Raw genomic sequence first — 22,327 nt, 5'->3', positions numbered from 1 at the left:
GGAGATAGAACGATGGCCGTGATTCGCGACATGATGCCCGCGTTCGAGCTCTTCCAGCCGACGAGCGTGGACGAGGCGCTGGACGTGCTCGAGCGCCACGACAACACCTGGGTCCTGGCCGGCGGCCTCGACTCGATGGACTGGTTCAAGGACCGCATCAAGCGGCCCGACGTCGTCGTCGAACTGGGCTCCGTGAGCGAGCTGACCGGGATCCGCGCGAGCGGGGACGGGCTCGAGATCGGCGCCATGACCTCGCTGCGCGACGTGGCGGCGAGCGAGGACGTGCGGTCCCGCTTCGGACTGCTCGCCGACGCCGCCGCCGAGGTGGCGACGCCCCAGATCCGGAACCAGGGGACGCTGGGCGGCAACCTCATCCAGGACACCCGCTGCTGGTACTACCGCGGCGGGTGGCCGTGCTACCGCGCCGGCGGGAACATCTGCTACGCGGGCACGCCCCGCTCCATGAACCGCGAGCACGCCGTGACCGGACAGAGCCGCTGCGTGGCGGTGAACGGGGCGGACACGGCCGGGGCGCTCGTCGCCCTCGGCGCGCAGATGATGGTGCGGAGTGCGAGCGGCGAGCGCGTCTACGAGGCCGAGGACTTCTTCATCGGCCCGGAGATCGACATCCAGCGCATGACCGTGCTCGAGCCGGGAGATCTCTTGACGCACGTGCGCATCCCCGGCGACTGGGCGGACGCCCGCTTCTACTGGGAGAAGGTCCGCGACCGGAAATCGTGGGACTGGGCGCTGGCCAGCGTGGCCGCCGCGATCGTCGAGTCGAACGGCACGATCGAGCGCGCCCGGATCGCAGTCAACGGCGTGGCCCCGACGCCGGTGCGGCTGACCGACGTCGAGAACCTCGTTCAGGGGATGCCGGCGAACGACGACACCGGCACGGCGGCCGGCGAACTCGCCACGCGCGGCTTCAAGCCGCTGCGCCACAACGACTACAAGGTGCCGCTCGCGCGGAATCTCGTCCGGCGCGCGGTGCGGGGAGACATGGCCTAAATGGAGATCCTCAGAACGGCGCCGAATCCCTGGGGCCAGGAGGTACTCGTCGGCGTCGCCTGGGATCTGCTCTGGGCCGCCGCCATCGCAGGCTTCCTCTTCGTGGTCGGACACCATCTGTACGTCTGGATCATGGCGCCCAAGGCACCGAAGACCGCGCCCGAGCCGGCTTCCGACGTGCCCGAGCGGGTGGAGCGCCACTCGCAGGCGTCCCGGACGTTCCACTGGCTCATGGCGGCGACGATGCTCACGCTGCTGGTCACGGCGTTCTTCCCCGTGATCGGCGTCCAGTTCGCCTGGGTCACGATCCACTGGATCGCCGGCATCGTCCTCACGCTTCTCATCATCTGGCACATCATTCACGCCTCGACGAAGCAGGATTTCTGGTCCGTGTGGACCGGGACGAAGGAGATCGGGCAGGCGTTCCAGGCGATAGGGAAGTTCCTGCGCCGCCAGCCGGCCAAGGAGGAGCGCTCGGGCAAGTACCCCCTCGACCAGCGGGCCTACCACAACGCGGTGACGCTCGTCTCGGCCGGGGTCATCGTCACGGGACTCCTCATGATGGTGGGGGTCGACACCTGGTTCTGGGCGAGCAATCCGTACTTCCTCTCCGACTCCACGTGGGGGCTCGTGTTCGTCCTCCACGGGCTGTGCGGGGTCGGGCTCGTCACGATGGTCATCGCCCACGTCTACTTCGCCATCCGGCCCGAGAAGCGCTGGATGACCCGGTCCATGATCAAGGGCTGGATCACGCGCGAGGAGTACCTCGAGCACTACGACCCCGACCTCTGGAAGCTGGGGACGGAGCCCGCCGGGGCCGAGTTGGCCGGAGGGAGCGCGTCGTCCGCGGATCCCGACGGGGTCGTGCCCGCTTGAGCCGCGAGGAGCTGAAGGCTCACATCGAGGTCCTCGAAAAGGCGTACGAGTTCTTCCTCTCCTACGCCGCGCTCGGTGCCGAGCGGGAAGAAGCCTCGAAAGTCGGCGGCCAGTTGCGGGAGTACCTGAGCCGGACGGACGCAGCGCTCCGGGCGCTGGCGGACGACCTCGGCGGCCTGGTCGCGGCGGAGGGGCTGGAACCAGCGGGCGCCTACGGCGACATGATCGACGTGACTTCGGCCGACGCCGCGCGGGCCGGCGCGGCGGTCCGGATCGTCCTCACCCAGGAGACGATCAGCTCGCAGTTGATCGACAACCTGAACGCCTCATCCCACCTGCGGGCGCTCCTCACCGACCTCTTCCTCCTCGACGACGTCGTCTGACCGGGCGGGGCGCCCACTGCCGCCCACCATCCCGCCGCCCGTCCGGCCGCTTACCCGTCCGTGCGCGTGAAGGTGAAGGTGCCGATGGGTTCGTCGGAGAAGGGGCTCTCGCCCCTCAGATTGCGGATCGGTTCCTTCGGCTGGGTATCGTTGTTCGCGGAAGTGTACACGGGCCCGCTGTCGGTCCCCGCGTCGTAGGGGTAAAGGACGACCTCGAGTTCCTCGATCCAGTTTCCATCGGCGTCACGGAGCGACAGGCCCGACACGCCCACGAACCAGTCCGGGCTCGGGGCGATCATCGTGACGAGGGTGACGAGCGGGAAGTCGGCGCGCAGCGCGATCGCCTGAATCGTCGTGCTCCCGGGGCTGCGGATCCCGGACCCGTTGACGACCGCCAGCGCACCCCCCGGGATCTGGGCCTGGATCTCCGCGGTCAGCGTGGACGTGCCGCCCGTCTCGGCCATGGTCTCGATCCCCGGCGTGGCGGTGCCGTCCCGAGCCCAGAAGGTCACGCCGGCGTTGTGCACGGCTCCGATGAGCGGCGAGAAGTGCGCACCGCCCGGGAAGTTCGTCGGGTGCGTCGAAGCGCTCCACGTCGCCTCGAAAACCACCCGATACCTAGCCGTGGTCGCCGCAACGGGGGGCGGCGGCTCGGGCTCCGGGTCGGGCGTCACGACGCCCGCCGTCTCCGAACCATCGCACGCCGCCATGACGGCGACGGAAACCGCGAGCCCCAGCGGGGCCATCCGGGTCTTGAGGAACCTGGGGAACATGGTAGTCATGATGCCTCTAATCACCGGACACCGGATAAAGTTCCGGACAGGGCTGGCGACCGGTGCGGTCGTGGTGAAGTCGTCCGGCCTCGCGGTGAACGGTTAGCCGGGATCGGCGTGCCAGGCGGCGAGGACTTCGGCTTCCTTGTCGGCGGGGAGGCCCGCTCGTGGCTCGGCGCGACGATCCTCGGGGAGCGAGTTCCACCATTCCACCGTGTCGCGGGCGGTGTCGGCGAGCGGGCGGAACGTGAGCCCGGCCTGCACGGCGGCGGCGACCGAAACCTGGTTCATGCCGACCGTTTCCCCTTCGGGCGGCGTCCAGTTCGTCATGTGCATCCAGGGCGCCACTTCCTGCTCCGCCATGAACTCCGTCGGCACCCAGGTGAACGTGGCGTCGGAGGCGAGCGCTCCGCGGATCTCCTCCAGCATGTCGCCGAACTGCTGTATCTCTCCCGTGGCGTTGTACGTGCCCCCGTTTCCCGGAGTCTCGACGAGGCGCACGATCCACTCGGAGAGGTCGCGCGCGTCGACGTTCTGCACCGGGTCGGCGGGCGTGTTGGGGGCGAGCACCTCCCCTCCGCGGTCGACCCGGACCGGCCAGTACGTCCAGCGGTCCGTGTTGTCGCCGGGCCCGATGATCAGCCCCGGGCGCACGTTGATCGCGTTCTCGCCGAAGGCGTCGCGGGCGTACTGCTCGCAGCGCGCCTTCCTGGGCCCGTAGCCTCCGTCGTCCTCGGCCTCGTCAGGCGACAACTGCCCGACGTGATAGTCCTCGTCGATCCCGACCCGGGCGAAGTCCGCGTAGGCGGAGATGGAGGAGACGAAGAGGTAGCGGTCGACCTGGCCGCGCAGGAGTTCGGTCGTTGACGCGACCCAACTCGGGTAGGAGGCGGAGTTGTCGATGACGGCATCCCACTCTCTGCCCTCGAGTGCCGACAGATCGCTTGTCCGGTCACCGATCAGGTGCTCGACGCGCTCGAAGTAGTCCTGGTAGAACGGGGGCTCGGTCTGCCCGCGCGTGAAGATCGACACCTCGTGGCCCCGGTCGAGGGCGTACTTCACCTGGTGCGGACCGATGAAGCGCGTCCCGCCGAGGATGAGGATGCGGAGCGGGCCTCCCTCGCTCCCCGCGCAGGCGGCCGAGCCGAAGGCGCCAAGCACGCCGAGCGCGCCGCCGGCGCGGGCGGACGTCTTCACGAACTCTCGTCGGGTCTGGTTCCACGCCATCGTGATCTACTCCCTTTCTGTGCCTTCCTCGCCCGGCACCCTCTCTTCGGCGCGGGGTCCGGACCAGCCGTACGCGTGCGCCACCGTGATCGCGATCTCGGACGCGAGCTCGCTCCCCGAGTCGGAGTTCGTCATCACGAAGACGCCGTCATCGCCATCGATATACGCAGCGAACGTGCAGCGGAAACCCTGGTTCGAGCCGCCGTGCCGAAAGCGTTCGCCGTCCTCCGAGATCGCCGGGCCCAAGCCCCAGTCGTCCGCGTCGGGCGTCAGCATCTCTCGTGCGAGCGCTTCGCCCAGCACGCGGGTCGACTCGCCCTTCCAGGCACGCTGCATCTCCCGGGCGTAAAGCGCGAGTTCGCTCGGCGTCGTCCACAGCCCGGCGGCCGCCTGTTCGGGATAGGTGTGCCACCCGCTGGGGACGCGGTCGCCGTTCGGCCGGTAGCCCGTCGCGATGTCGTCCCGGCGCTCGGGAGGGATCGGCTGCTCGTACGTCGAGCGTAACATGCCGATCGGGTCGAGCACCTCCTCGCGCATGACCGTGGCGAACGGTTTGCCGTGGACGTCCGCCACGAGCTGCTGCATCACGGTGTATCCACCGCCCGAGTAGCGCCAGCTTTCGCCCGGCACCTTGTAGACCCGCACGGGGTCCGTGTTGCCGTGACCGTCGAGGACGCCCGGCCCGTCCGGCGCCTCCTCGTCCGGGCCGTACCCGGGGAAGCCCCACACGGTGAGGCCGGCCCGGTGCGTGAGGAGCCCGCGCAGGGTGACGGGCGCCTGTACCGTGAACGCGTTGTCCGGCACCCGCCAACTCGTGAGATAGGCGTTGACGTCGCCATCGAGGTCGGCGCGGCCCGATTCGACGAGCCGCAGGGCGGCGAGCGCGGCCACGGGTTTGGAGATCGAGGCCGCCTGGAAGAGCGTGTTCGGCGTCACGGACCGACCCGATTCGACGTCGGCGAGTCCGTAGCCGCGGGCCCAGGCGATCTCGCCGTCGACCAGGACGGCGACGCTGACGCCGGGCACGCCGAGTTCGGCCATACGGTCGGCGAGCGAGGATCGCGCGACGGGCTCGCCGCGAACCGTGACGGCCGGCATCAGCGCCGACTCGACGAGCGCCTCGGGGGATCCGGCCGCGACCCCCTCCAGCACGGAACTGTCCGGCGTGGGGGGCGGCGCGCAGGCGAGCGCGGACGAGGTCCAGGCGATGAGGGCGGTCCGGGCTGCGTTCACGATCCCTTCCCGAATTTGCAGTCGTACCAGCTGCGGCCGATCCCGAGATCGACGCGCAGGGGGACCGTCAGCTCGATGGCTCCCTCCATCTCCTCGCGCACGATCCGGCCGATGGCTTCAACATCGGACTCCGGGGCCTCGATGAGCAACTCGTCGTGCACCTGCAGCAGCATGCGGGCCTCGGTTCCCGCGAGGCGCTCGTGCAGCCGGATCATCGACACCTTGATGAGGTCCGCCGCGGATCCCTGGATGGGGGAGTTCGTCGCCGTGCGTTCGCCGTAGCCGCGAATCCCGGGGTTCCTGGACCGGATCTCGGGGATGTACCGCCGACGTCCGAACAGCGTCTCGACGTAGTTCCGGTCCCGCGCCAGTTCCTTCATCTCCTCGAGGTAGGCCGCGACGCCCGCGAACCTCTCGAAGTATCCGTCGATGAACTCGCTCGCCTGCGCCCGTGAGATCCCGAGCTGCTGGGCGAGCGCGAACGGGCCCTGGCCGTAGATGGTCGCGAAGTTGATCGTCTTCGCCTGCTCGCGCATGGTCGGCGTTACGTCATCCGGCTCGACCCCGAAGATCCGGGCCGCCGTCTCCCGGTGGATGTCGCGCTCCGCCCGGAACGCTTCCACGAACGCCTCGTCCCCGGAGAGATGGGCCATGACCCGCAGCTCGATCTGCGAGTAGTCGGCCCCCACGAACAGGTGGCCGGGGGCGGCGATGAACCCCTTCCGGATCTCGCGCCCCAGCGCCCGCCGGATCGGGATGTTCTGCAGGTTGGGGTCCGAGGACGAGAGTCGGCCCGTCGCGGCGACGGTCTGGTTGAAGCGGGTGTGAATGCGTCCCCGTCGATCGATGAGACGGGGGAGCACGCTCACGTACGTGCCGTCCAGCTTGTCGAGTTCCCGGTGTTCGAGGATGAGGCGCGGGAGTTCGTGGCCCATGGCCGCGAGTTGCTCGAGCACGGACTCGTCCGTCGAGGGGCCGGTCTTCGTCTTCTTGAGGACGGGCAGCGCAAGCTGGTCGAAGAGCAGCGCCCGCATCTGCGGCACGGAGCGGAGGTTGACCTCGGCCCCGGCGATCTTGTGGATCTCCGACCGCACCGCGTCGAGATCCCGGCGCAGACGGGTTCGCAGGTCGCCGAAGAAGTCGAGGTCGATCGCGATGCCGGCCCGCTCCATGCTCGCGAGGACCGCGACGAGCGGCATCTCGACCTCGCGGAAGAGGCGGCCCATGCCCGTGCGCACGAGATCGGCTTCGTCGACCTTCGCGAGGCGGTGCAGGAGAGCGGCGCGGGGGCCGGCCCAGTCGGCCACGCGCTCGGGCTCGACCGATGCCAGGGGGACACGGTTCCGCCCGGTGCCCGTGATGGCGTCGCCCGTCTCGAGCGCGACGCCCAGGCGATCGGGGCCGAGAGTAGAGAGGGCGCGCTCGCGGCGGGCCGGGTCGAGGCAATAGGAGGAGATCTGCGTGTCGAACGCGACGCCGCCGTCGAGACCGCCCAACTCGACGCCGTGCCGGCGCAGGAGCTGGGCGGCGTACTTGAGATCGTGTCCGAGTTTCGGCGTATCCGAGGCCAGCAGTTCCCGCAGGCCTCGCATGTCGGATGACGTCATCCCCGGCAGGCCGACCGGCTCGCCCGCATCGAAGGCGAGGGTCGGGTTTCCCGCCGCATCGTGCTGGACTTCCGGGGCGCGGTGCCCGAGGGGCAGGTAGAAGGCGCGGGCCTCGGAGGCGGCTAGCGCCAGGCCGACGAGGTCGGCGCCGAGCGGGTCGTCGGAGCTGCCCGCGACGAAGAGTCCGATGCGCGGAGCTTCCGAGCACTCGGCAAGCAGAACGCTCAGCCGGTCCGTGTCGGTCACGACGTCCACCTCGGGGGCGAAGCGCTCCGCCTCGGTCGCCGGAGCCTCCAGTTCCCTCAGCAGGTTGTGGAACTCCAGGTCGCGGAAGACGGATGCCGCCTTCCCGGCGTCCATTGGCCGTGACCGGAGGCTTTCGAGGTCTAGGTTCACGGGCGCATCGGTGCGGATCGTCACCAGTTGCCTGGAGCGCCGAGCGTCATCCGCATGCTTGAGAAGCGCGTTTCGGGCCCGGGCCGCCGTGATCTCGTCCGCTCGCGAGAGGATGGACTCCAGGTCGCCGAACTGCCGGATCAGGGCGGGCGCGGTCTTCTTCCCGATGCCGGGTACCCCGGGGACGTTGTCGGACGAGTCGCCGAGCAGTGCCAGGAAGTCCGTCACGCGCTCTGGCGGCACGCCGAACCGTTCCTCGGCGTTGTCCTGCGTCACCCACACCTGTTCCACTCCGGCGGGTCCGCCGCGGCCCGGATTGAGCAGCGCCGTGCGGTCGTCTACAAGCTGGTGGAAGTCCTTGTCTCCGGAGACGATGACGGTGCGCAGACCGCGGTCCGCGGCCTTCTGCGCGAGCGTCCCGATCACGTCGTCCGCCTCCCACCCTTCCGCCTCTATGACGGGCACCCGGAAGGCGTCGAAGACCTCCCGGCACCTGGGGAGGGATGCACGAAGTTCATCGGGCATCTTCTCTCGGGTGGCCTTGTACTCCGGGTAGATGTCGGTGCGGAAGCTGTCGCCGGCATCGAACGCGACGCCGAGATAATCGGGTGCGTGATCGGCGATCAGCCGCATGAGGAAGCGGGCGATGCCGTAGGGGGCCGACGTGTTCTCGCCGCTGGAGGTGGTGAGCGGCCGGTTGATCATGGCGAAGAACGCGCGGTAGATGAGCGCGTAGCCGTCGAGCAGGAAGAGCGACGGACGGGCCGCCCGTGCGGGCTTCACCATGCCTGGCGCGGCCACACGGCGTTCACGGGCGGTCGGGGATGGTCAACATGGCCTCTATGTATGGCCGGGGGGCTGTCCGTCGCAAAGCCCGGCGACAAAAAAAGCGCCCCGCCGGGCGGGCGGGGCGCGTAAGGCTCCGGCTACGGTGTCCGGTCAGGCGGTGCGCACGACGCGGGTCGCGTGCAGGCCCTTCTCGCCCTGCGTGAACTCGTAGTCCACTTCCATCCCTTCGGCGAGCGTCTTGTACCCGTCCATGTCGATGGACGAATAGTGGACGAAGACGTCATCGCCGCCGTCGGGCTGCTCGATGAAACCGTACCCCTTGGAGTCGTTGAACCACTTGACCGTACCTGATGGCATCCTGCCTCCTGCGAACCTCGGTGATGGGTGTTGCGGGCGCGTGGCGCGGCTGGCCGTGCATCGTTTTTCGCGCCGCCGGACTCGAGACGTTTGCTATGCTATGCGAGCAATTCGGACCCGTCAACACGCCGTCCGGAACGACCGTATCAGGGCTTCGAGAGGCCCAGGTCCGGGTACAGGAAGCGATAGATTTCGGCCAGTTCCGTGACCGCCCGAACGTACTCCCGCGTCTCCCGATAGGGGATCCGCTCGACCAGCTTTTCCTCATCCGAGAACTCGGGAAAGTCGCGCCAGCGCGCGTAGCGATGGGGGCCGGCGTTGTAGGAGATCATCCCCGCGATATCGAAGCCGTCGAAGCGTCCGAGCACTTCCGACAGATACCGGGTCCCGAGCATCAGGTTGACCTCCGGGACCGTGAGCTGGTGACGGCGGTAGCCTGTGAGCCCGGCGCGCGAGGAGATGTTGCGGGCGGTCTCCGGCAGGAGCTGCATGAGACCGATGGCATTGGCGACGGAACGGATCTCCGGGTCGAACATCGACTCGCGACGCGAGAGTCCGGCGACGAAGTGCGGCGAAAGTCCATTTCGCTCGGCGGCGGCGACGAGAGCCTCTCGAAAGGGCAGCGGATAGATCGCTTCGAGAAGCGGCCGAGTCCAGCGGCCGCGAATCGCCTGCGCGCGCCACCCCTCGCGAATCCCTTCCCTCGTCCATTCCGCCGCGTTCAGGGCGTGCGCGAACGCGAGGATCGCCCCGTAAGTCGACGGTCCGCGCTCGCTGGCCCGGCGGTATTCCCGGCGCGCCCGCTCGGGCCACCCCGCCTCTCGCAGCACGTTCATGCGCCGGAGCGCGGTCGCATGGATGGGGTCGAGGCCGGGCAGCGGCTCTTCTTCCCGCAGCCCGACCGCCGCCAGACGGTCCGCGCCGGTGCGGGGCTCCGCGAGGATGGCGTAGTAGTCCAGCGGGTTGTACCGCAGGGCGCGGGCGTAGAACTCGTTCGCGGCCTGGGTGTCGTCCAGCGCCTCCGCCACCTTGCCGCTCCAGTAGATCGCTCCCTGAGCCCACCCGCCCTCCGGGTAGCGTTCGCGGTATTCGGCCAGGAGCGCCCGCGCCTCCGGGTAACGGCCCTCGTGGTACGCGAGGAGAGCGAGCCGTTCCAGCGACCGCGATCCGTAGCTCGCTTCCGGGAACGCGCGGTAGGAGCGTTCAAAGCCCTCCGCCGCGATGTCCGGGCGGCCGTCGTCGTGCTCGAGGTCCGCGAGCAGATAGGCGGCGCGGGCGGCGACATCCCCCGAGCCGCGGGCGGCCGTCTCGTGAGCCTCCTCGGCGTCGCCGTGGCGGCCGAGCGCACGGTAGATGCTGGCGGCGAGCATCCACAGCGACGCCCGTGGCGCGGTGACGGAAGCGGGATCCCGGGTCCACGGGGCCAGCGTCTCCGCCGCACGCCCGGGAGCGCCCAGCGCCATGTACGTCGATGCGAGCGACTCGGCGATGCCGGGGCGTTCCGCCGCGGGTGCGAGTTCGAGCGCTTCCGAGAGGTAGCCGGCGCCGCGGGAGTGACGGCCGGCGCGCGTGTCGGAGCGCCCGACGTCGCGCAACGTGCGCCAGGATCGCGTGAGTGCGAGGAGCGCAGGTCCCGTCTCCGGCGTCTGGAGGCCTCTCGCGATCGCGTCCGCGAAGGCTGACGCGGCCGAGGCGGAGTCGCCGATCGCCAGGTAGTGCGGTCCGAGGTGCCGGGCGGCGAGTACGTTCCGCACGCCCCTGCCGGCGCGGCTCGCGAGCGCGGCCCCGCGGCCGGGATCTTCGAGCCTGAAGGCCAGGCGCGCCGCCGGGAGGAGCGCGGAGTCCGCCGGAACGCGGGCCTCGCGCACGATCGAGTCGGCGAGGGCGAAGGCGTCCCGGTCCTCGGCCTCCGCCAGGGCGTAGAGGCGCGAAAGCCGCAACCATGGAGCCAGCTCCGGGTGTTCCCGCTCCGCAAGTGCGTACTGGTCCCGCGCTTCGAACCACTGGTACCGCCGGTAGGACACGTGGGCGAACTCCACTCGCGCGCGTAGCGGCGGTGTCCCGTCGACCGCGTCCAGATACGCGCGGTAGTGCGCCGCGGATCGGGTCAGGCTGTCGAGCCCGGCGTACGCCCGTGCCCGGAGGAGCGTGGCCTGCGAGCGCGCGGCCGGGGTCGAGCTTTCGCGCTCCGAGAGCAGACCCAGCACGGAAGCCCACGCCCGCTGATCCGCGAACGCCTGGGCGGCCAGCAGCACGGCCTCGTCCCCCTGCACCTCGCCGGTGGCGAGTGCGGGCGCCAGCAGAGCCGATGCCGAAACCGGCATCCCGGCATCGAGAAGGCGCCGCGCCCGCTCCAGCACATCGGAGCCCGCCGACGTGGCCGCGACCTGGCCGGGATCGGACGGGCGTGACGCGTTCCCGGCCTGCGCGCCGAGAGCGGACGCCACGACGAGCGTCAGCAGCGACCCCAGCCAGGGACCGCGTACCCAATGGATGCGCACAAGGCGCCGGATTCGCCGTTGAAGATGCACAGGAAGGCCTCCTTCCCACGTCGTCCCCACCCCATTCACACCGAACTTCGATGCTGCGATGGCCTCGATGCAAGCGAAGCCCCACCGGGGATCGAACGAAAAACGGCCCGCCGAGGTGGCGGGCCGCTTGTTCGAAACCCCTCTCGCGCGCCGGGAAAACGCCGCGGCGGCGGGCTCCCTTTTCTAGCCGGCCGCGCGCTCGTGCAGCGCGTCGATGAGACGCTGGGCACTCTCTTCCATGTCGATGACGAGGCGATCGATCTTCGTCACGAAGTAGTTGTGGAAGATGTTGATCGGAATCGCGATCGTGAGACCGGTGGCGGTCGTGATGAGCGCGACCTTGATCCCGCCCGCAACCAGCGTGGCTTCGACTTCGCCCGCGATCTCGATGGCCTGGAAGGCCATGATCATCCCGATCACGGTCCCGAGGAAGCCGAGGAGGGGAGCGACGTTCGACAGCGTCGCCAGCCATACGAGGCCCTTCTCGAGACCCGCGACTTCGATGGCGCCGGCGTTCTCCACGGCCTGCGTCGCGCGGTCGGTCCCCTCGTTGTACCGCGAGAGCCCGGCGCTGAGGACGTTCCCCGCCGGAGCGCCGGATTCGGTGCAGACTTCGAGCGCCTCATCGAGGTGGCCGCCGGCGATCTGTTCGTCCGCTTCCTGGAGGACTTTCTTGTTCTTGCCGCCCTTCAACTGCAGGTCGACGAGCTTCCAGAGGATGATGAGAACCCCGATGGCCAGCGCGATCCCGAGCGGCCACATCATCCATCCCCCGGCATCCCAGATCTCCACGAGGTTGAGCGACTGCCCTTCCCCCAACCTCAGTTGTGACTCCTGCAACCAGAGTGTGGACGCGATCAAGGTGGGCCTCCCGGTAAGGTTGATCGATTGACTGGTACCCGTCCGGCGCGGATGCGCTTGAGCACGAGCGGAACCAAGCTAGAAGCGGTCTGCGGGACCGTCAAGCGGCGGGCAGGGGTCGTTCCCGGCGCCAGAGCCAGGCGCCGGAGCGGTGGACGCGCTCATAGCCGGTGGCAAGGCGGGTCAGAGCCGCGGAAGTCGCGATCCCGGCGGAAGCGCTCGTCGCGGCCGCGGCGGGCGAGCCAAACGCGCGGGCCACGTGGTCCGTGAGGCGCTCGACAATGAGACGAGGGTCGGGCACGGGGTCAAGCAACTCGTTCAGGCCGATCGCGGGCCCCCTCCCGGAGACCCCCGCCGGGGCGCTCCCCCGCGGCTCGATGTCGCGGCCGGCGAGGTCACCGAGATGCTGTTTGTCCTCGAGGAGAATGGACCCGTGCTGGAGCACGCCCCCGCGGCGACGGCACTGCGCGCTGCCCACTAGCTTGCGGCCGCGCGCGGTGAGCTCTCCCGGGGCGGGATCGCGAAAGCAGCTCGCGGCCGAGATCCGGGCGGCCGCGAAACCCGCCTCCGCATCGGCGCTCTGAACCGTGTCGAGCGGGACCCCCACAGCGCGCAGCCCCTCGGCCAGTGCGCGGTGCACCGCTTGCAGGACGGCCCGGGGCCCGCCCCACGCCCGTGCGGGACAGGCGAGGGCGTACGTGATCTCGGGTCCATGGAAGACGGATCGGCCGCCCGTTGGTCGCCGAACGGCGTCGACGCCGGGACGGAGGTCGTCGGGGGAACTCCCGAGCAGCCGGTTCGGCGCCGTCTGATGCCGCCCCAGCGACAGACACCAGGGTTCCCAGCCGTAGAAGCGGAGCAGCGTCGAGCCGCCCGCGGCGAGCTCGAGCATCGCCTCGTCCAAGGCCATGTTGCGGGCGCCGTCCGCTACGGTGTAGGGGAGTACGAGGCACGGAGCCCCCCCCGGCCGGGAACGCGCCCGCCGCGCGGTCACAACTCCAGGGCCTCTCCGGGCTTGAGGATCACGACATCGGCGGTGTCGCCCACGGCGTCCACGAAGCGGGCCGGATCGACATCGATCAACTCCCATGTGCCGTAGTGGTTCGGAACGGCGATGCGGGGTTCGATCATCTTTATCGCGCGCGCGGCGTCCTCCGGACCCATCGTGAAGTTGTCGCCGATCGGCACCAGCGCGACATCCACTTCTCCGTTCAGAAGCTCCATGTCGCGCGTGAGCGCGGTATCTCCGGCGTGGTAGACGCGGGTGCCGTCCACGGTGAGGAGGATGCCGGCGGGCGTCGTCGTGTAGGCCTCCGCGCCCGGCGCGTCGATCTTCCCGCCGTGGATCGCCACGGTGAGCTTGACGCGCCCGAAGGGAAACTCGTGGGCACCGCCGATGTGCATGGCGTGGGCGTTCCCGTGGCCCTGCACTTCCCCGGCGTACGACACGATCTCATACGTGGCGATGAGTTTCGCGTTCGTCGCCTCGAGGATGTCCCAGGTGTCCGCGATGTGGTCGCCGTGCCCGTGCGTGAGGAGGAGATAGTCGAGGCGGTCGGTGAAGTGCTCCGGTCCGACGTCCGCCACCGGGTTCCCGGTCAGAAACGGGTCGATGAGGATCCGCGTTCCGTCCGCGGTCTCGATCTCGTAGCAGCTCTGGCCGTGAAAGACGAGTCGTGCCATCCGCTTTCCCCTTGGTCGGTGCCCCTATACCGCCGTGTCGGCGGGCTCGGCTTCGTAGCTCTCGATCGGCGGACACGCGCAGACGAGGTTCCGGTCTCCGTACGCGTTGTTCACGCGGCGCACGGGGGGCCAGAACTTCCACTCCCGGGTCGACGGCGCCGGCCAGGCCGCTTCCCGCCGCGTGTAGGCGTGGTCCCATTCATCGGCCGTGACCATCTCCGCGGTGTGGGGCGCGTGCTTCAGCGGATTGTCTTTCGCATCCAGCGTCCCTTCCGCGATCCTCCGAATTTCACCGCGAATCGAGATCAGCGCGTCGACGAGCCGGTCCAGTTCCCGCTTCGACTCGCTCTCCGTGGGCTCGATCATGATCGTGCCCGCGACCGGGAAGGACATCGTGGGCGCGTGGAATCCGTAGTCCATGAGTCGCTTCGCAACGTCCTCGTCCGTGACGCCCGTCCCGCGCCTGAGCGGACGCAGGTCGAGGATGAACTCGTGCGCGACCCGCCCGCGCTCGCCGCGGTAGAGAACATCGAAGTGCTCGCTGAGAAGACTGGCCATGTAGTTCGCGTTGAGAACGGCCGCCTCGGTCGCGGCTCGTACGCCGTCCCGGCCGAGCATCGCGACGTAGGCCCACGAGATGAGCAAAATCGAAGCGCTCCCCCACGGCGCCGCGGAAACCGGCGGGATCGCGGCTTCGCCGCCGACATCGACGAGCGGGTGTCCCGGCAGGTACGGCGCAAGTTCGTCGGTCACGCAGATCGGACCCATTCCCGGGCCCCCGCCGCCGTGCGGGATGGCGAACGTCTTGTGGAGGTTGATGTGGATGACGTCGGCACCGTAGTCGCCCGGCCGGCAGAGGCCGACCTGCGCGTTGAGGTTGGCGCCATCCAGGTATACGAGTCCGCCGTGCTCATGGACGATGTCCGTCACCTCCCGGATCGCCGACTCGAACACGCCGTGCGTGGACGGATACGTGATCATCGTCGCCGCGAGCCGGTCGGCATGTTTCTCCGCCTTGGCGCGCAGATCCTCGACATCGATGTTCCCGTTCTCGTCGCAGCGGACGACCACGACCTTCATCCCGGCCATCACCGCGCTCGCGGGGTTCGTTCCGTGCGCCGACGATGGGATGAGGCACACGTCCCGGTGTCCTTCGCCCCGGTCCTCGTGACGGGCCGCGATCACGAGCAGGCCGGTGTACTCGCCCTGCGCCCCCGAGTTCGGTTGCAGCGAGCAGGCGGGGAGGCCGCTCATCTCGCAGAGCCACCGTTCCAGTTCGTCGAACAGGCGCCGATATCCCTCGGCCTGGTCCACGGGAGCGAACGGGTGAAGAGACCCGAATTCCGGCCAGGTGACGGGGATCATCTCCGATGTCGCGTTGAGCTTCATCGTGCAGGATCCGAGCGGGATCATGCTCGTGTTCAGCGACAGGTCCCGGGTTTCGAGCCGATGGATGTACCGCAGCATCTCGGTCTCGGAATGGTACCGGTTGAAGACCGGGTGCTCGAGGTAGCCCGAGGCGCGGGCGAGTTCCGCGGGATAGACGGGTTCGGGAATGTCCGCCGCGACGTCTCCGGCGCTGAGCTCCGGGCCGTCCCCTCCCCCGAAGACCGCGAACAGGTCGTCCAGATCCTCGCCCCGCACCGTCTCATCGAGTGCGACCCCGACGGTCCCGTCCTCGAAATCCCGCAGGTTGATGCCGCGTTCGCGCGCCCTGGCGAGGATGTCGGCGGAAGTGAAGCCGGAGGGTATGACCTGCAGGGTGTCGAAGAACTGCTCGTGAACGATCGTGTGCCCGAGCCGCTCAAGTCCGCGAGCGAGGGTCCACGTCAATTTTCGGACGCGGGTCGCGATGGCCCGGATGCCCTCCGGGCCGTGATACACGGCGTACATCCCGGCCATGATCGCGAGCAGCACCTGTGCGGTGCAGATGTTCGAGGTCGCCTTCTCTCGCCGAATGTGCTGCTCGCGGGTCTGCAGGGCCATCCGGAGCGCCGGGTTCCCGTCCGCGTCGACCGAGACTCCGATGATCCGGCCAGGCAGCTTGCGCTTGAACGCATCCGTGGCCGCGAGGTAGGCGGCGTGCGGCCCGCCGTAACCCATCGGTACGCCGAACCGCTGAGAGTTGCCGACGGCGATGTCCGCGCCGAACTCGCCCGGCGGCACGAGCAGCGCCAGGGCGAGAAGATCGGCCGCGACGACGACCCCGGCGCCGTGCTCGTGAAGCGCGTCGCAGAGACCCCGATAGTCGACGACCGCGCCTTCCGTCGTCGGGTACTGCAGAAGCGCGCCGAAGGCGTCGTCCGGATCATGGGCGGCGATGTCGCCGTGCTGGAAGAGCCGGACCTGGATTCCGAGCGGCCGTGCGCGGCCGCGGACGACGGCGACGGTCTGGGGGTGACAGGCCTCGGACACGAGAAAGACGTTCCGGTCTTCGCTCCCCTTGCTGCCCCAGAGCATGAGCATCGCCTCCGCCGCGGCGGTTCCCTCGTCCAGCAGCGAGGCATTCGCGATCGGAAGCCCCGTGAGGTCGATGACCATCGTCTGGAAGTTGAGCAGGGCCTCGAGGCGCCCCTGCGAGATCTCGGCCTGATAGGGTGTATACTGTGTATACCACCCTGGGTTCTCCAAGATGTTCCGGAGGATGACGCCGGGTGTCAGCGTCCCGTGATACCCCAGACCGAGATAGGAGCGGAACGGACGGTTGAGACCCGCGAGTTCCGCCGCGCGATCGAGGAGCCTTCTCTCCGTGATCGCTTCGGGCAGGTCGAGGTCGCGACCCAGGCGGATCGGTTCGGGAACGGTCTCCTCGACGAGTTCGCCGAGGCTCGTCACGCCGATCACCTCCAGCATCGACTCCACGTCCGAGGGCGCCAGTCCTATGTGGCGCCGGGCGAACTCGGCGAACGGCTCCATCTCAAACCGCATGTTCAGGAGCGGGCCGTCAGATCTCGTCCGCGTCGGCGACGAGGGCGGCGTACTGTTCGGCGGTGAGGAGGTCGTTGAAGTCCTCGGGCGTTTCCAGCTCGAGCCGGATCATCCATCCTTCGCCGTAGGGATCGCTGTTGACGAGACCGGGGTCGGCCTCCAGCGCTTCGTTCACCGCCACGATCGCTCCCGCGGCGGGGCAGAAGAGTTCGGAGACGGTCTTCACGGCCTCGACGGTCCCGAACGCTTCCATCTGTCCGAACTCTTCGCCGGGCGCGGGGAGTTCGACGTAGACCACATCGCCCAATTCGCCCTGGGCGTAGTCCGTGATCCCGATCAAGACCTCACCGTCGACGTCCGCTTTCCGCACGTACTCGTGCTCGGGCGTGTATCTGAGGTCTTCCGGAATGTCCGACATGCGTACCTTGCCTTTGCTTCGGATCGAGCGTCTCTGGGCTGGCGGCGTGGGGACTATACCCGAGCCGCGAGCCGGGCGTCAAGCAACCCCTGCACTAGTCGCCCGAAGCGAGTTTGCGCCGGGCCTTGCGGTCGTTTCTGATTCGCTTCCGCGCGTCCCTCGCGCTCTCGCCGGGGTGTCGCTCGACGACGTCGACACCTCCCATGCAAACGAGACCGCTGATGCGGATGACGGGAGCGTCCGGTGCTGGTGGCGTACCGGGTTCCGGCATGGTCACGCCCCCCATCAGCGCGATCCCGCCCCACTCGACGCGGACACCTGGAGGAACGACGATGTCCACGCCTCCCATGAGCGCGAGGAGCCGGATCGAAATCGCCTCCGTCGCGAACGTCGCCTGCCGAAAATCGAGATCCGTGCCACCCATCACGGTGACGGCGGTGAGCTGGCGGGGCGGGACCCAGCTGCCCTTGCGTTCGGTCGCCCCCCAGATCGAGACGATGAGGTCGTTCTCCTGGACAGGTCGGGCCGGGTCCACCGGCACGGAGGCGGTAGGCGCGGGCGCGGGGACGGTGGGGCGGGTTTCGCTCCGGAGAGCGGGCAGGTCTCGCTCGAGCGCAACGAGTTCCGCCCGGGTGCGCGCGGCGTACGCGATGTCCAGGCGGCGTTCCAGTTCCGTCGTGTTCATGGCGTCGCGCGCGAAATGCGCACAGAGACGGTCTACCGTCGCCTGCCGCTCCTCCGGCGACAACGCTCCCATTTCGCTGTCCGTCATCTCCTCCTCGCCGTCCGGCCGGCCTGATTCTCACGCAAGGTGGCAGGGCTAGCAAGGTGAAAAAACTTGCAGCGCGGGCCGGCGGGCGGCATCATGGCGCACAGTAGGTGCATTCGTGCCCTATCCGTAAACCCCTTGAAAGGAGGTGATCTAGTGTCTGCAGGATGTAGAACCGGGTCTGACTCGGCACGGGCAAGCGATCGCCTCGAGGCTGCGTAACCGGTCTTGAACCGGTGGCGCTCGAGACATGCGCCGACCTGAAAGCTGCGGTGCCTCGCCGGCGTCGCGTCGAGTCAGGTTTCGGTTGAGACAAGAGCCGGCCGCGGGCTTCACGCTCGCGGCCGGTTTCCTTTTCGCCCCCCTCCCCTCTGGAAATGTCGTTATTCAGCAAGTACACCGGAGCCGGCAACGACTTCGTGATCGTGCGCGGTGAAGAACTGGGGCTCCGGGATGCGGGGACCCTGGCCGCCGCGCTGTGCCCCCGCGCGACGGGCGTCGGCGTGGACGGGCTGATCACGGTGCGAAGCCTGAGCGAAGAAGTCGTCCGCCTCCGCTTCTTCAACTGCGATGGCTCCGAGTTTTCCACCTGCGGGAACGGTTCGCGTTGCGCGGCGCGCTACGCAGTGGACAGGGGGCTCGTGCCCCCCGATCACATCCTCGTGACGGACGACGGTGAGATCCTGGCGCGGGTGCGGGAGGACGGCGTGGCCCTGGAATATGCGCTCGACGCCCGCGTGGAACGCGAGTTGCGCGCGCGCGTCGGGACCGGGAAGCGGGGGGAACGGGACGCCTGGCTGGTGCGGATGGGGACGGCGCACCTTGTCGTCCCCGTCCCGTCGGTGGACGTCGAGGACTTCGACGATCTCTGCCGGCCCCTGCGGTGGCGGGAGGATGTCGGTCCGGGAGGGGCGAATGTGCACCTTGTCGCCCGCGACGGAGCGACGGCGTTGATCCGTACCTTCGAACGGGGCGTGGAAGGGGAGACGCTCGCGTGCGGCAGCGGCTGCATGGCGGCGGCTTTCGCGCTCCGGGCCGCGGGCGAGGCGGGGGACCGCGTCGAGTTCCTCGTCCGGTCCGGGGCCCCGTTGACGGTGGAGTTCCTCGAGGCGGGACGGATCCGCCTCACCGGACCGGCGGTGTTCATCTTCGATGGCGTCTTCCCCGAAGCCACGCGCTGACCCGGACGCATCCGCGGGGGCGGCGCCGCTGCTGGAATGGTTCGACGCGCGGCAGCGGGACGACATCGCCTGGCGCGGAGAGCGGGACCCCTACGCGATTCTCGTGGCCGAGGTCATGGCGCAGCAGACGCGCGTGGAGACCGCCGTGCCCTACCATCGGCGGTTCATGGATCGCTTCCCCGACGTTCAGACCCTCGCCGAAGCGGAGGAGGACGAGGTCCTCAGCCTCTGGGAGGGATTGGGATACTACGCGCGGGCCCGCAACCTGCGCCGGGCCGCGCGGCGCGTGGTGTCGGAGTTCGACGGGCGGATCCCGCATGCGGTGTCGGAGCTGCGGAAGCTCCCGGGGGTGGGCCCGTACACGGCGGGCGCCGTGGCCAGCGTGGCGTTCGGGTTGTCGGAACCCGCCGTCGATGGGAACGCACGCCGCGTGCTGTCGCGCCTGGGCGATCTCGAGACGGCCTCTCCCTCCGCGCTCGACCGCGCCGCGCGAACCCTCCTGGGCGAGGCCCCGGAGCGGCCGGGCGACGTGAACCAGGCGCTGATGGATCTCGGGAGTGGGGTCTGTACACCGCGCCGCCCGCGGTGCGGAGCGTGTCCGCTATCGAATCGATGCCTGGCGCTGCGACGGGGCACGATCGGGCTGCGGCCCCCGAGAAAGAGGCGCGCTCGATCCCCCGAGCGGGTCGAGGCGGCGGCCGTGGTCCGTCGCGGCGGACGGGTGCTCGTGCTGCGGCGGCCGTCAGACGGGCTCCTGGGCGGCCTGTGGGATTTTCCCTCCGTGGCGCTATCCTCGCCAACCCTGCCCGCGCCGGCGCTCGCGAGAGTCCTCCGGGAAGGGCTCCGCCTCGACTGCCGCGTGGGTGAGGAGATTCGCGTGCTGCGGCATACGTTCAGCCACTTCCGTCTGCGGCTCGTCGTGCACTGGGCCCGGTGGCGATCCGGTGAGGTCACGGAGCGGCAGCACCGCTGGGTCGGCCGCGGAGAATTCGGCGATCTCGCCTTTCCCGTCTATCTCCGGCGCCTGATCGACGAGGATGTCTCCCCGAGAAAGGCGAGGTAGGCGCGGACCGTAAGGTCGGCCGCCGCATGGTGGGAGGCGGGAAGATCCCCGTAGACGGCGGCCCGGATCTGTGCCGGGGTTCGGGCGCCGGCTTCCAGCGCCCGCCGGACGGCCGCCACGCGCTGTAGCCGGTGGGCGCGGCATTCTTCGAGGCGCGCGAGCGCGTCCTCGATGGGCGGACCGTGTCCGGGGAGCAGACGCTCGGGGCGGAGGGCCGCGAGGCGCGCGAGACTCGCAAGATAGGCGTCCACGGACCCGTCCGGATGGGCGATCATGGTGCTTCCTTCTCCGAGCACGAGATCTCCCGTGAAGAGGGCGCGCGCGGGTTCGAGCACGTAACAGAGGTGGTCCGCGGAATGACCGGGCGTCGCGATCGCCCGCAGACGGAGGCCTCCTCCCGGCTCCATCGCCTCGCCATCCGCCAGCGCGCGGCCCGCCATCCGCACGAGGCCGAGCGTGGCGGCGGAGGCGCGGAGTTCTCCCCAGCGCGCGGCCGCCGCCGCCGCGGCCGCCGAGTGATCGGCGTGCGCGTGCGTCAGACAGACCGCCGCCACGGGTCTTCCGGCGATCACATCGTCGACACGGCGGAGGTGTGGTTCATCCTGCGGTCCGGGGTCCAGCACGATCAGCGGCCCGGTCCCGATCACGTACGTCTGCGTCCCGGTCAGAGTGAGGGGGCCCGGGTTGTCGGCGCGAACCGCCGTGATGCCCGATCCGTGCCGGACGACGTGGGCCGGGCATGCCCTCGACATCACAGGCTTTCGTCGTATCCGGGGTCTCCGGGGGCGAGCGGTGTCACCCCCTTCTCACCGATGCCGAGTCTGACCAGCGCGGGTTCCACGTGTACGCCGCTGAGTGCCGTCATGGCGTCCTCGACCGACCCGAAGCCGGCGAGGCGCTCGATCGTCCTGGCGGTCGGGAACATCATGGGCAGCCGGCCGGCGGAGAAGCGCCGGAGGGCCGAGGCCGGCGTGGTCCAAACGGCCGCCTCGTGTTCCGGCGTCAGACTCACGCGACGCGGCCGCTCCTCCAGCGAGAGGAGGAAAAAACGGGTGTCGAACCGCAGCGCCGCACCGCGCGGTGTGATCCAGCGCGCGAAGTACGCGATGCGTGTGGAGGAGAAGTCGAGTTCGAGACGCTCCGCCACCTGCGAGAAGCGGATCCGTTCCGAGAGCAACGCGCGGCGAGCCTCGACCAACGCGTCCGGTCCGCAGCCGCGCAGCGGCGCCGGCATGATCCCCGTCTCCTCGAACAATTCACGCAGCGCCGCCACGCACGCCGCGGCTTCTCCCGCACCCGGAAGCCGGTCCACCCATGTCGCGCGGGCGTCGTCTTCGTCGATCGCCCCACCGGGGAAAGCCCATGCCCCCGCTCCGAACCTGGCGTCGCCGGGGCGCTGAAGCAGGAGGAACTCCAGCCCTGCAGGCGCCTGGGTGGCGACGACGACCGTGGCGGCCGGCCGTGGGTTCGCAGCGTCCGTCAAACTCCGCTCGCCACACGGACGATGACCAGCAGGATCCCCAGCGTCAGGAAGGCGACCGGGAGGGCGGCCGTCAGCAGCCATGCCGCGAAGGCTCTTCCGGTCGTGGTCCGGTGCGCCTCTCGCAGACCGATCACCGTGAGCACGACTCCCCAGATCCCGGCCACCCATCCGCCGATGAACGGGATGATGGCGAAGACGCCCGGTCCGGACGCGTAGCAGATCGTGCGAACGGTGGCGGTGAGGCTTCGACGCCCCGGGATCAGCAGCAACACGAACCCGTGGAGGAGCAGACTCGCAATGATGAGGTACAGCACCGCCCAGAACGGGGTGAGGAAGAAGTCCGCGAGCCGGCCGGCAGAGCCCGTGGCGTCCGGCAGCCCGACGTTCATGATTTCCGCGAGCATCTCCACGAGGCCCGGTTGCGCCGTCGGCAGCAGCGCGCCCCAGGTCAGCGAGAGCGCCGCCGCGAGGACACTGACCAGGAGATAGTAGAGGACCGGGCGCACGGCGGCGCGCTCGAAGGGCCCCCCGGCAAAAAAAGCGCCGGGCTCGAACACGCTCCGGCGCCACGTCTCGGCCAGGTTCAGCGGGAAGGGGACCGCCGGATCTTCCCACGCGGGCAGGTTGACATCCCCTGCGCTCTCCCCGTCGTCCGCGCGTCCCCGTTCGGACGGAGCCGCCGCCTCTCCACAGAACGGACAGCGGTCGAACGCGGCACTCTCGTGCCCGCACCTCGCGCATGTCGTCATGTGCCCGCG

20 protein-coding genes are annotated in these 22,327 nt (G+C 69.4%); 5 read left to right on the top strand and 15 right to left on the bottom strand.

Annotated elements, in window-relative coordinates:
• Nucleotides 1-12 precede the first annotated feature (12 nt).
• From RN901_RS01295 to RN901_RS01285, 3 genes are read left to right on the top strand one after another with little or no spacing between them, the layout of a single operon-like run.
• On the top strand, nucleotides 13-1,011 hold the full coding sequence (locus RN901_RS01295; protein ID WP_310755007.1) for a xanthine dehydrogenase family protein subunit M: 999 nt from the start codon (nucleotides 13-15) through the stop codon (nucleotides 1,009-1,011).
• Nucleotides 1,012-1,887 (top strand): cytochrome b/b6 domain-containing protein, encoded by an 876-nt coding sequence (locus RN901_RS01290; RefSeq protein WP_310755006.1) that lies wholly within the window; start codon nucleotides 1,012-1,014, stop codon nucleotides 1,885-1,887.
• Nucleotides 1,884-2,270: a hypothetical protein gene (locus RN901_RS01285; RefSeq protein ID WP_310755004.1), complete on the top strand. Its 387-nt coding sequence runs from the start codon at nucleotides 1,884-1,886 to the stop codon at nucleotides 2,268-2,270. Before RN901_RS01290 ends, RN901_RS01285 begins: the two co-directional genes overlap by 4 nt.
• Before the next feature lie 50 nt (nucleotides 2,271-2,320).
• Here RN901_RS01285 and RN901_RS01280 read toward each other — a convergent pair whose 3' ends face one another.
• From RN901_RS01280 to RN901_RS01225, 12 genes are all read right to left on the bottom strand, one after another.
• The gene (locus RN901_RS01280) at nucleotides 2,321-3,052 is read right to left on the bottom strand and encodes a spondin domain-containing protein (RefSeq protein ID WP_310755003.1); all 732 of its coding nucleotides are present in this window, start codon (nucleotides 3,050-3,052) and stop codon (nucleotides 2,321-2,323) included.
• A gap of 93 nt (nucleotides 3,053-3,145) precedes the next feature.
• Entirely contained in the window at nucleotides 3,146-4,270 is a 1,125-nt protein-coding gene (locus tag RN901_RS01275; RefSeq protein WP_310755000.1) for an NAD-dependent epimerase/dehydratase family protein, read from the bottom strand.
• Between the two features lie 6 nt (nucleotides 4,271-4,276).
• On the bottom strand, nucleotides 4,277-5,503 hold the full coding sequence (locus RN901_RS01270) for a serine hydrolase domain-containing protein (RefSeq protein WP_310754998.1): 1,227 nt from the start codon (nucleotides 5,501-5,503) through the stop codon (nucleotides 4,277-4,279).
• Nucleotides 5,500-8,292 (bottom strand): DNA polymerase I, encoded by a 2,793-nt coding sequence (gene polA / locus RN901_RS01265; RefSeq protein ID WP_310754996.1) that lies wholly within the window; start codon nucleotides 8,290-8,292, stop codon nucleotides 5,500-5,502. Before polA ends, RN901_RS01270 begins: the two co-directional genes overlap by 4 nt.
• Nucleotides 8,293-8,445: 153 nt before the next feature.
• Nucleotides 8,446-8,652, bottom strand: a complete 207-nt coding sequence (locus RN901_RS01260) for a cold-shock protein (protein WP_310754994.1) — start codon at nucleotides 8,650-8,652, stop codon at nucleotides 8,446-8,448.
• 146 nt (nucleotides 8,653-8,798) lie between these two features.
• On the bottom strand, nucleotides 8,799-11,183 hold the full coding sequence (locus RN901_RS01255) for a transglycosylase SLT domain-containing protein (protein ID WP_310754991.1): 2,385 nt from the start codon (nucleotides 11,181-11,183) through the stop codon (nucleotides 8,799-8,801).
• Between the two features lie 183 nt (nucleotides 11,184-11,366).
• Nucleotides 11,367-12,044, bottom strand: coding sequence for a MotA/TolQ/ExbB proton channel family protein (locus RN901_RS01250; RefSeq protein ID WP_310754989.1), 678 nt, complete (start codon nucleotides 12,042-12,044; stop codon nucleotides 11,367-11,369).
• Between the two features lie 100 nt (nucleotides 12,045-12,144).
• Nucleotides 12,145-12,954: a hypothetical protein gene (locus RN901_RS01245; RefSeq protein WP_310754987.1), complete on the bottom strand. Its 810-nt coding sequence runs from the start codon at nucleotides 12,952-12,954 to the stop codon at nucleotides 12,145-12,147.
• A gap of 80 nt (nucleotides 12,955-13,034) precedes the next feature.
• The gene (locus RN901_RS01240; protein WP_310754985.1) at nucleotides 13,035-13,727 is read right to left on the bottom strand and encodes a metal-dependent hydrolase; all 693 of its coding nucleotides are present in this window, start codon (nucleotides 13,725-13,727) and stop codon (nucleotides 13,035-13,037) included.
• A gap of 24 nt (nucleotides 13,728-13,751) precedes the next feature.
• Nucleotides 13,752-16,643 (bottom strand): aminomethyl-transferring glycine dehydrogenase, encoded by a 2,892-nt coding sequence (gene gcvP, locus RN901_RS01235; protein WP_310754984.1) that lies wholly within the window; start codon nucleotides 16,641-16,643, stop codon nucleotides 13,752-13,754.
• A gap of 28 nt (nucleotides 16,644-16,671) precedes the next feature.
• Nucleotides 16,672-17,073: a glycine cleavage system protein GcvH gene (gcvH, locus tag RN901_RS01230; RefSeq protein WP_310754982.1), complete on the bottom strand. Its 402-nt coding sequence runs from the start codon at nucleotides 17,071-17,073 to the stop codon at nucleotides 16,672-16,674.
• A gap of 94 nt (nucleotides 17,074-17,167) precedes the next feature.
• On the bottom strand, nucleotides 17,168-17,845 hold the full coding sequence (locus RN901_RS01225) for a DUF1707 domain-containing protein (RefSeq protein ID WP_310754979.1): 678 nt from the start codon (nucleotides 17,843-17,845) through the stop codon (nucleotides 17,168-17,170).
• 374 nt (nucleotides 17,846-18,219) lie between these two features.
• Here RN901_RS01225 and dapF point away from each other — a divergent pair, with 374 nt between their 5' ends.
• The gene (dapF, locus tag RN901_RS01220; RefSeq protein ID WP_310754977.1) at nucleotides 18,220-19,023 is read left to right on the top strand and encodes a diaminopimelate epimerase; all 804 of its coding nucleotides are present in this window, start codon (nucleotides 18,220-18,222) and stop codon (nucleotides 19,021-19,023) included.
• Nucleotides 18,995-20,086: an A/G-specific adenine glycosylase gene (locus RN901_RS01215; RefSeq protein ID WP_310754975.1), complete on the top strand. Its 1,092-nt coding sequence runs from the start codon at nucleotides 18,995-18,997 to the stop codon at nucleotides 20,084-20,086. The genes dapF and RN901_RS01215 overlap by 29 nt, the downstream gene beginning before the upstream one ends.
• Here the strand turns inward: RN901_RS01215 and RN901_RS01210 are convergent.
• From RN901_RS01210 to RN901_RS01200, 3 genes are read right to left on the bottom strand one after another with little or no spacing between them, the layout of a single operon-like run.
• Entirely contained in the window at nucleotides 20,035-20,838 is an 804-nt protein-coding gene (locus RN901_RS01210) for an MBL fold metallo-hydrolase (RefSeq protein ID WP_310754973.1), read from the bottom strand. The genes RN901_RS01215 and RN901_RS01210 overlap by 52 nt on opposite strands.
• Entirely contained in the window at nucleotides 20,838-21,569 is a 732-nt protein-coding gene (locus RN901_RS01205) for an NUDIX domain-containing protein (protein ID WP_310754972.1), read from the bottom strand. The genes RN901_RS01210 and RN901_RS01205 overlap by 1 nt, the downstream gene beginning before the upstream one ends.
• On the bottom strand, nucleotides 21,566-22,318 hold the full coding sequence (locus RN901_RS01200) for a YIP1 family protein (protein ID WP_310754970.1): 753 nt from the start codon (nucleotides 22,316-22,318) through the stop codon (nucleotides 21,566-21,568). Before RN901_RS01200 ends, RN901_RS01205 begins: the two co-directional genes overlap by 4 nt.
• Nucleotides 22,319-22,327: the final 9 nt, after the last annotated feature.

Origin of the sequence: Candidatus Palauibacter soopunensis (assembly GCF_947581735.1) — a bacterium.
In the GTDB taxonomy this organism is placed as follows: Bacteria; Gemmatimonadota; Gemmatimonadetes; order Palauibacterales; family Palauibacteraceae; genus Palauibacter; species Palauibacter soopunensis.
Note: the sequence above shows the minus strand (reverse complement) of the source record. Positions and strands in the feature narration are given on the sequence as shown.

Bases quoted from the DNA above. Each gene is read 5' to 3' on its own strand.
- RN901_RS01295 (WP_310755007.1), top strand. From the start codon at position 13: ATGGCCGTGATTCGCGACATGATGCCCGCGTTCGAGCTCTTCCAGCCG.
- RN901_RS01290 (WP_310755006.1), top strand. From the start codon at position 1,012: ATGGAGATCCTCAGAACGGCGCCGAATCCCTGGGGCCAGGAGGTACTC.
- RN901_RS01280 (WP_310755003.1), bottom strand. From the start codon at position 3,052: ATGACTACCATGTTCCCCAGGTTCCTCAAGACCCGGATGGCCCCGCTG.
- RN901_RS01275 (WP_310755000.1), bottom strand. From the start codon at position 4,270: ATGGCGTGGAACCAGACCCGACGAGAGTTCGTGAAGACGTCCGCCCGC.
- polA (WP_310754996.1), bottom strand. From the start codon at position 8,292: ATGGTGAAGCCCGCACGGGCGGCCCGTCCGTCGCTCTTCCTGCTCGAC.
- RN901_RS01260 (WP_310754994.1), bottom strand. From the start codon at position 8,652: ATGCCATCAGGTACGGTCAAGTGGTTCAACGACTCCAAGGGGTACGGT.
- RN901_RS01245 (WP_310754987.1), bottom strand. From the start codon at position 12,954: ATGGCCTTGGACGAGGCGATGCTCGAGCTCGCCGCGGGCGGCTCGACG.
- RN901_RS01240 (WP_310754985.1), bottom strand. From the start codon at position 13,727: ATGGCACGACTCGTCTTTCACGGCCAGAGCTGCTACGAGATCGAGACC.
- gcvP (WP_310754984.1), bottom strand. From the start codon at position 16,643: ATGGAGCCGTTCGCCGAGTTCGCCCGGCGCCACATAGGACTGGCGCCC.
- gcvH (WP_310754982.1), bottom strand. From the start codon at position 17,073: ATGTCGGACATTCCGGAAGACCTCAGATACACGCCCGAGCACGAGTAC.
- RN901_RS01225 (WP_310754979.1), bottom strand. From the start codon at position 17,845: ATGACGGACAGCGAAATGGGAGCGTTGTCGCCGGAGGAGCGGCAGGCG.
- dapF (WP_310754977.1), top strand. From the start codon at position 18,220: ATGTCGTTATTCAGCAAGTACACCGGAGCCGGCAACGACTTCGTGATC.
- RN901_RS01215 (WP_310754975.1), top strand. From the start codon at position 18,995: ATGGCGTCTTCCCCGAAGCCACGCGCTGACCCGGACGCATCCGCGGGG.
- RN901_RS01210 (WP_310754973.1), bottom strand. From the start codon at position 20,838: ATGTCGAGGGCATGCCCGGCCCACGTCGTCCGGCACGGATCGGGCATC.
- RN901_RS01200 (WP_310754970.1), bottom strand. From the start codon at position 22,318: ATGACGACATGCGCGAGGTGCGGGCACGAGAGTGCCGCGTTCGACCGC.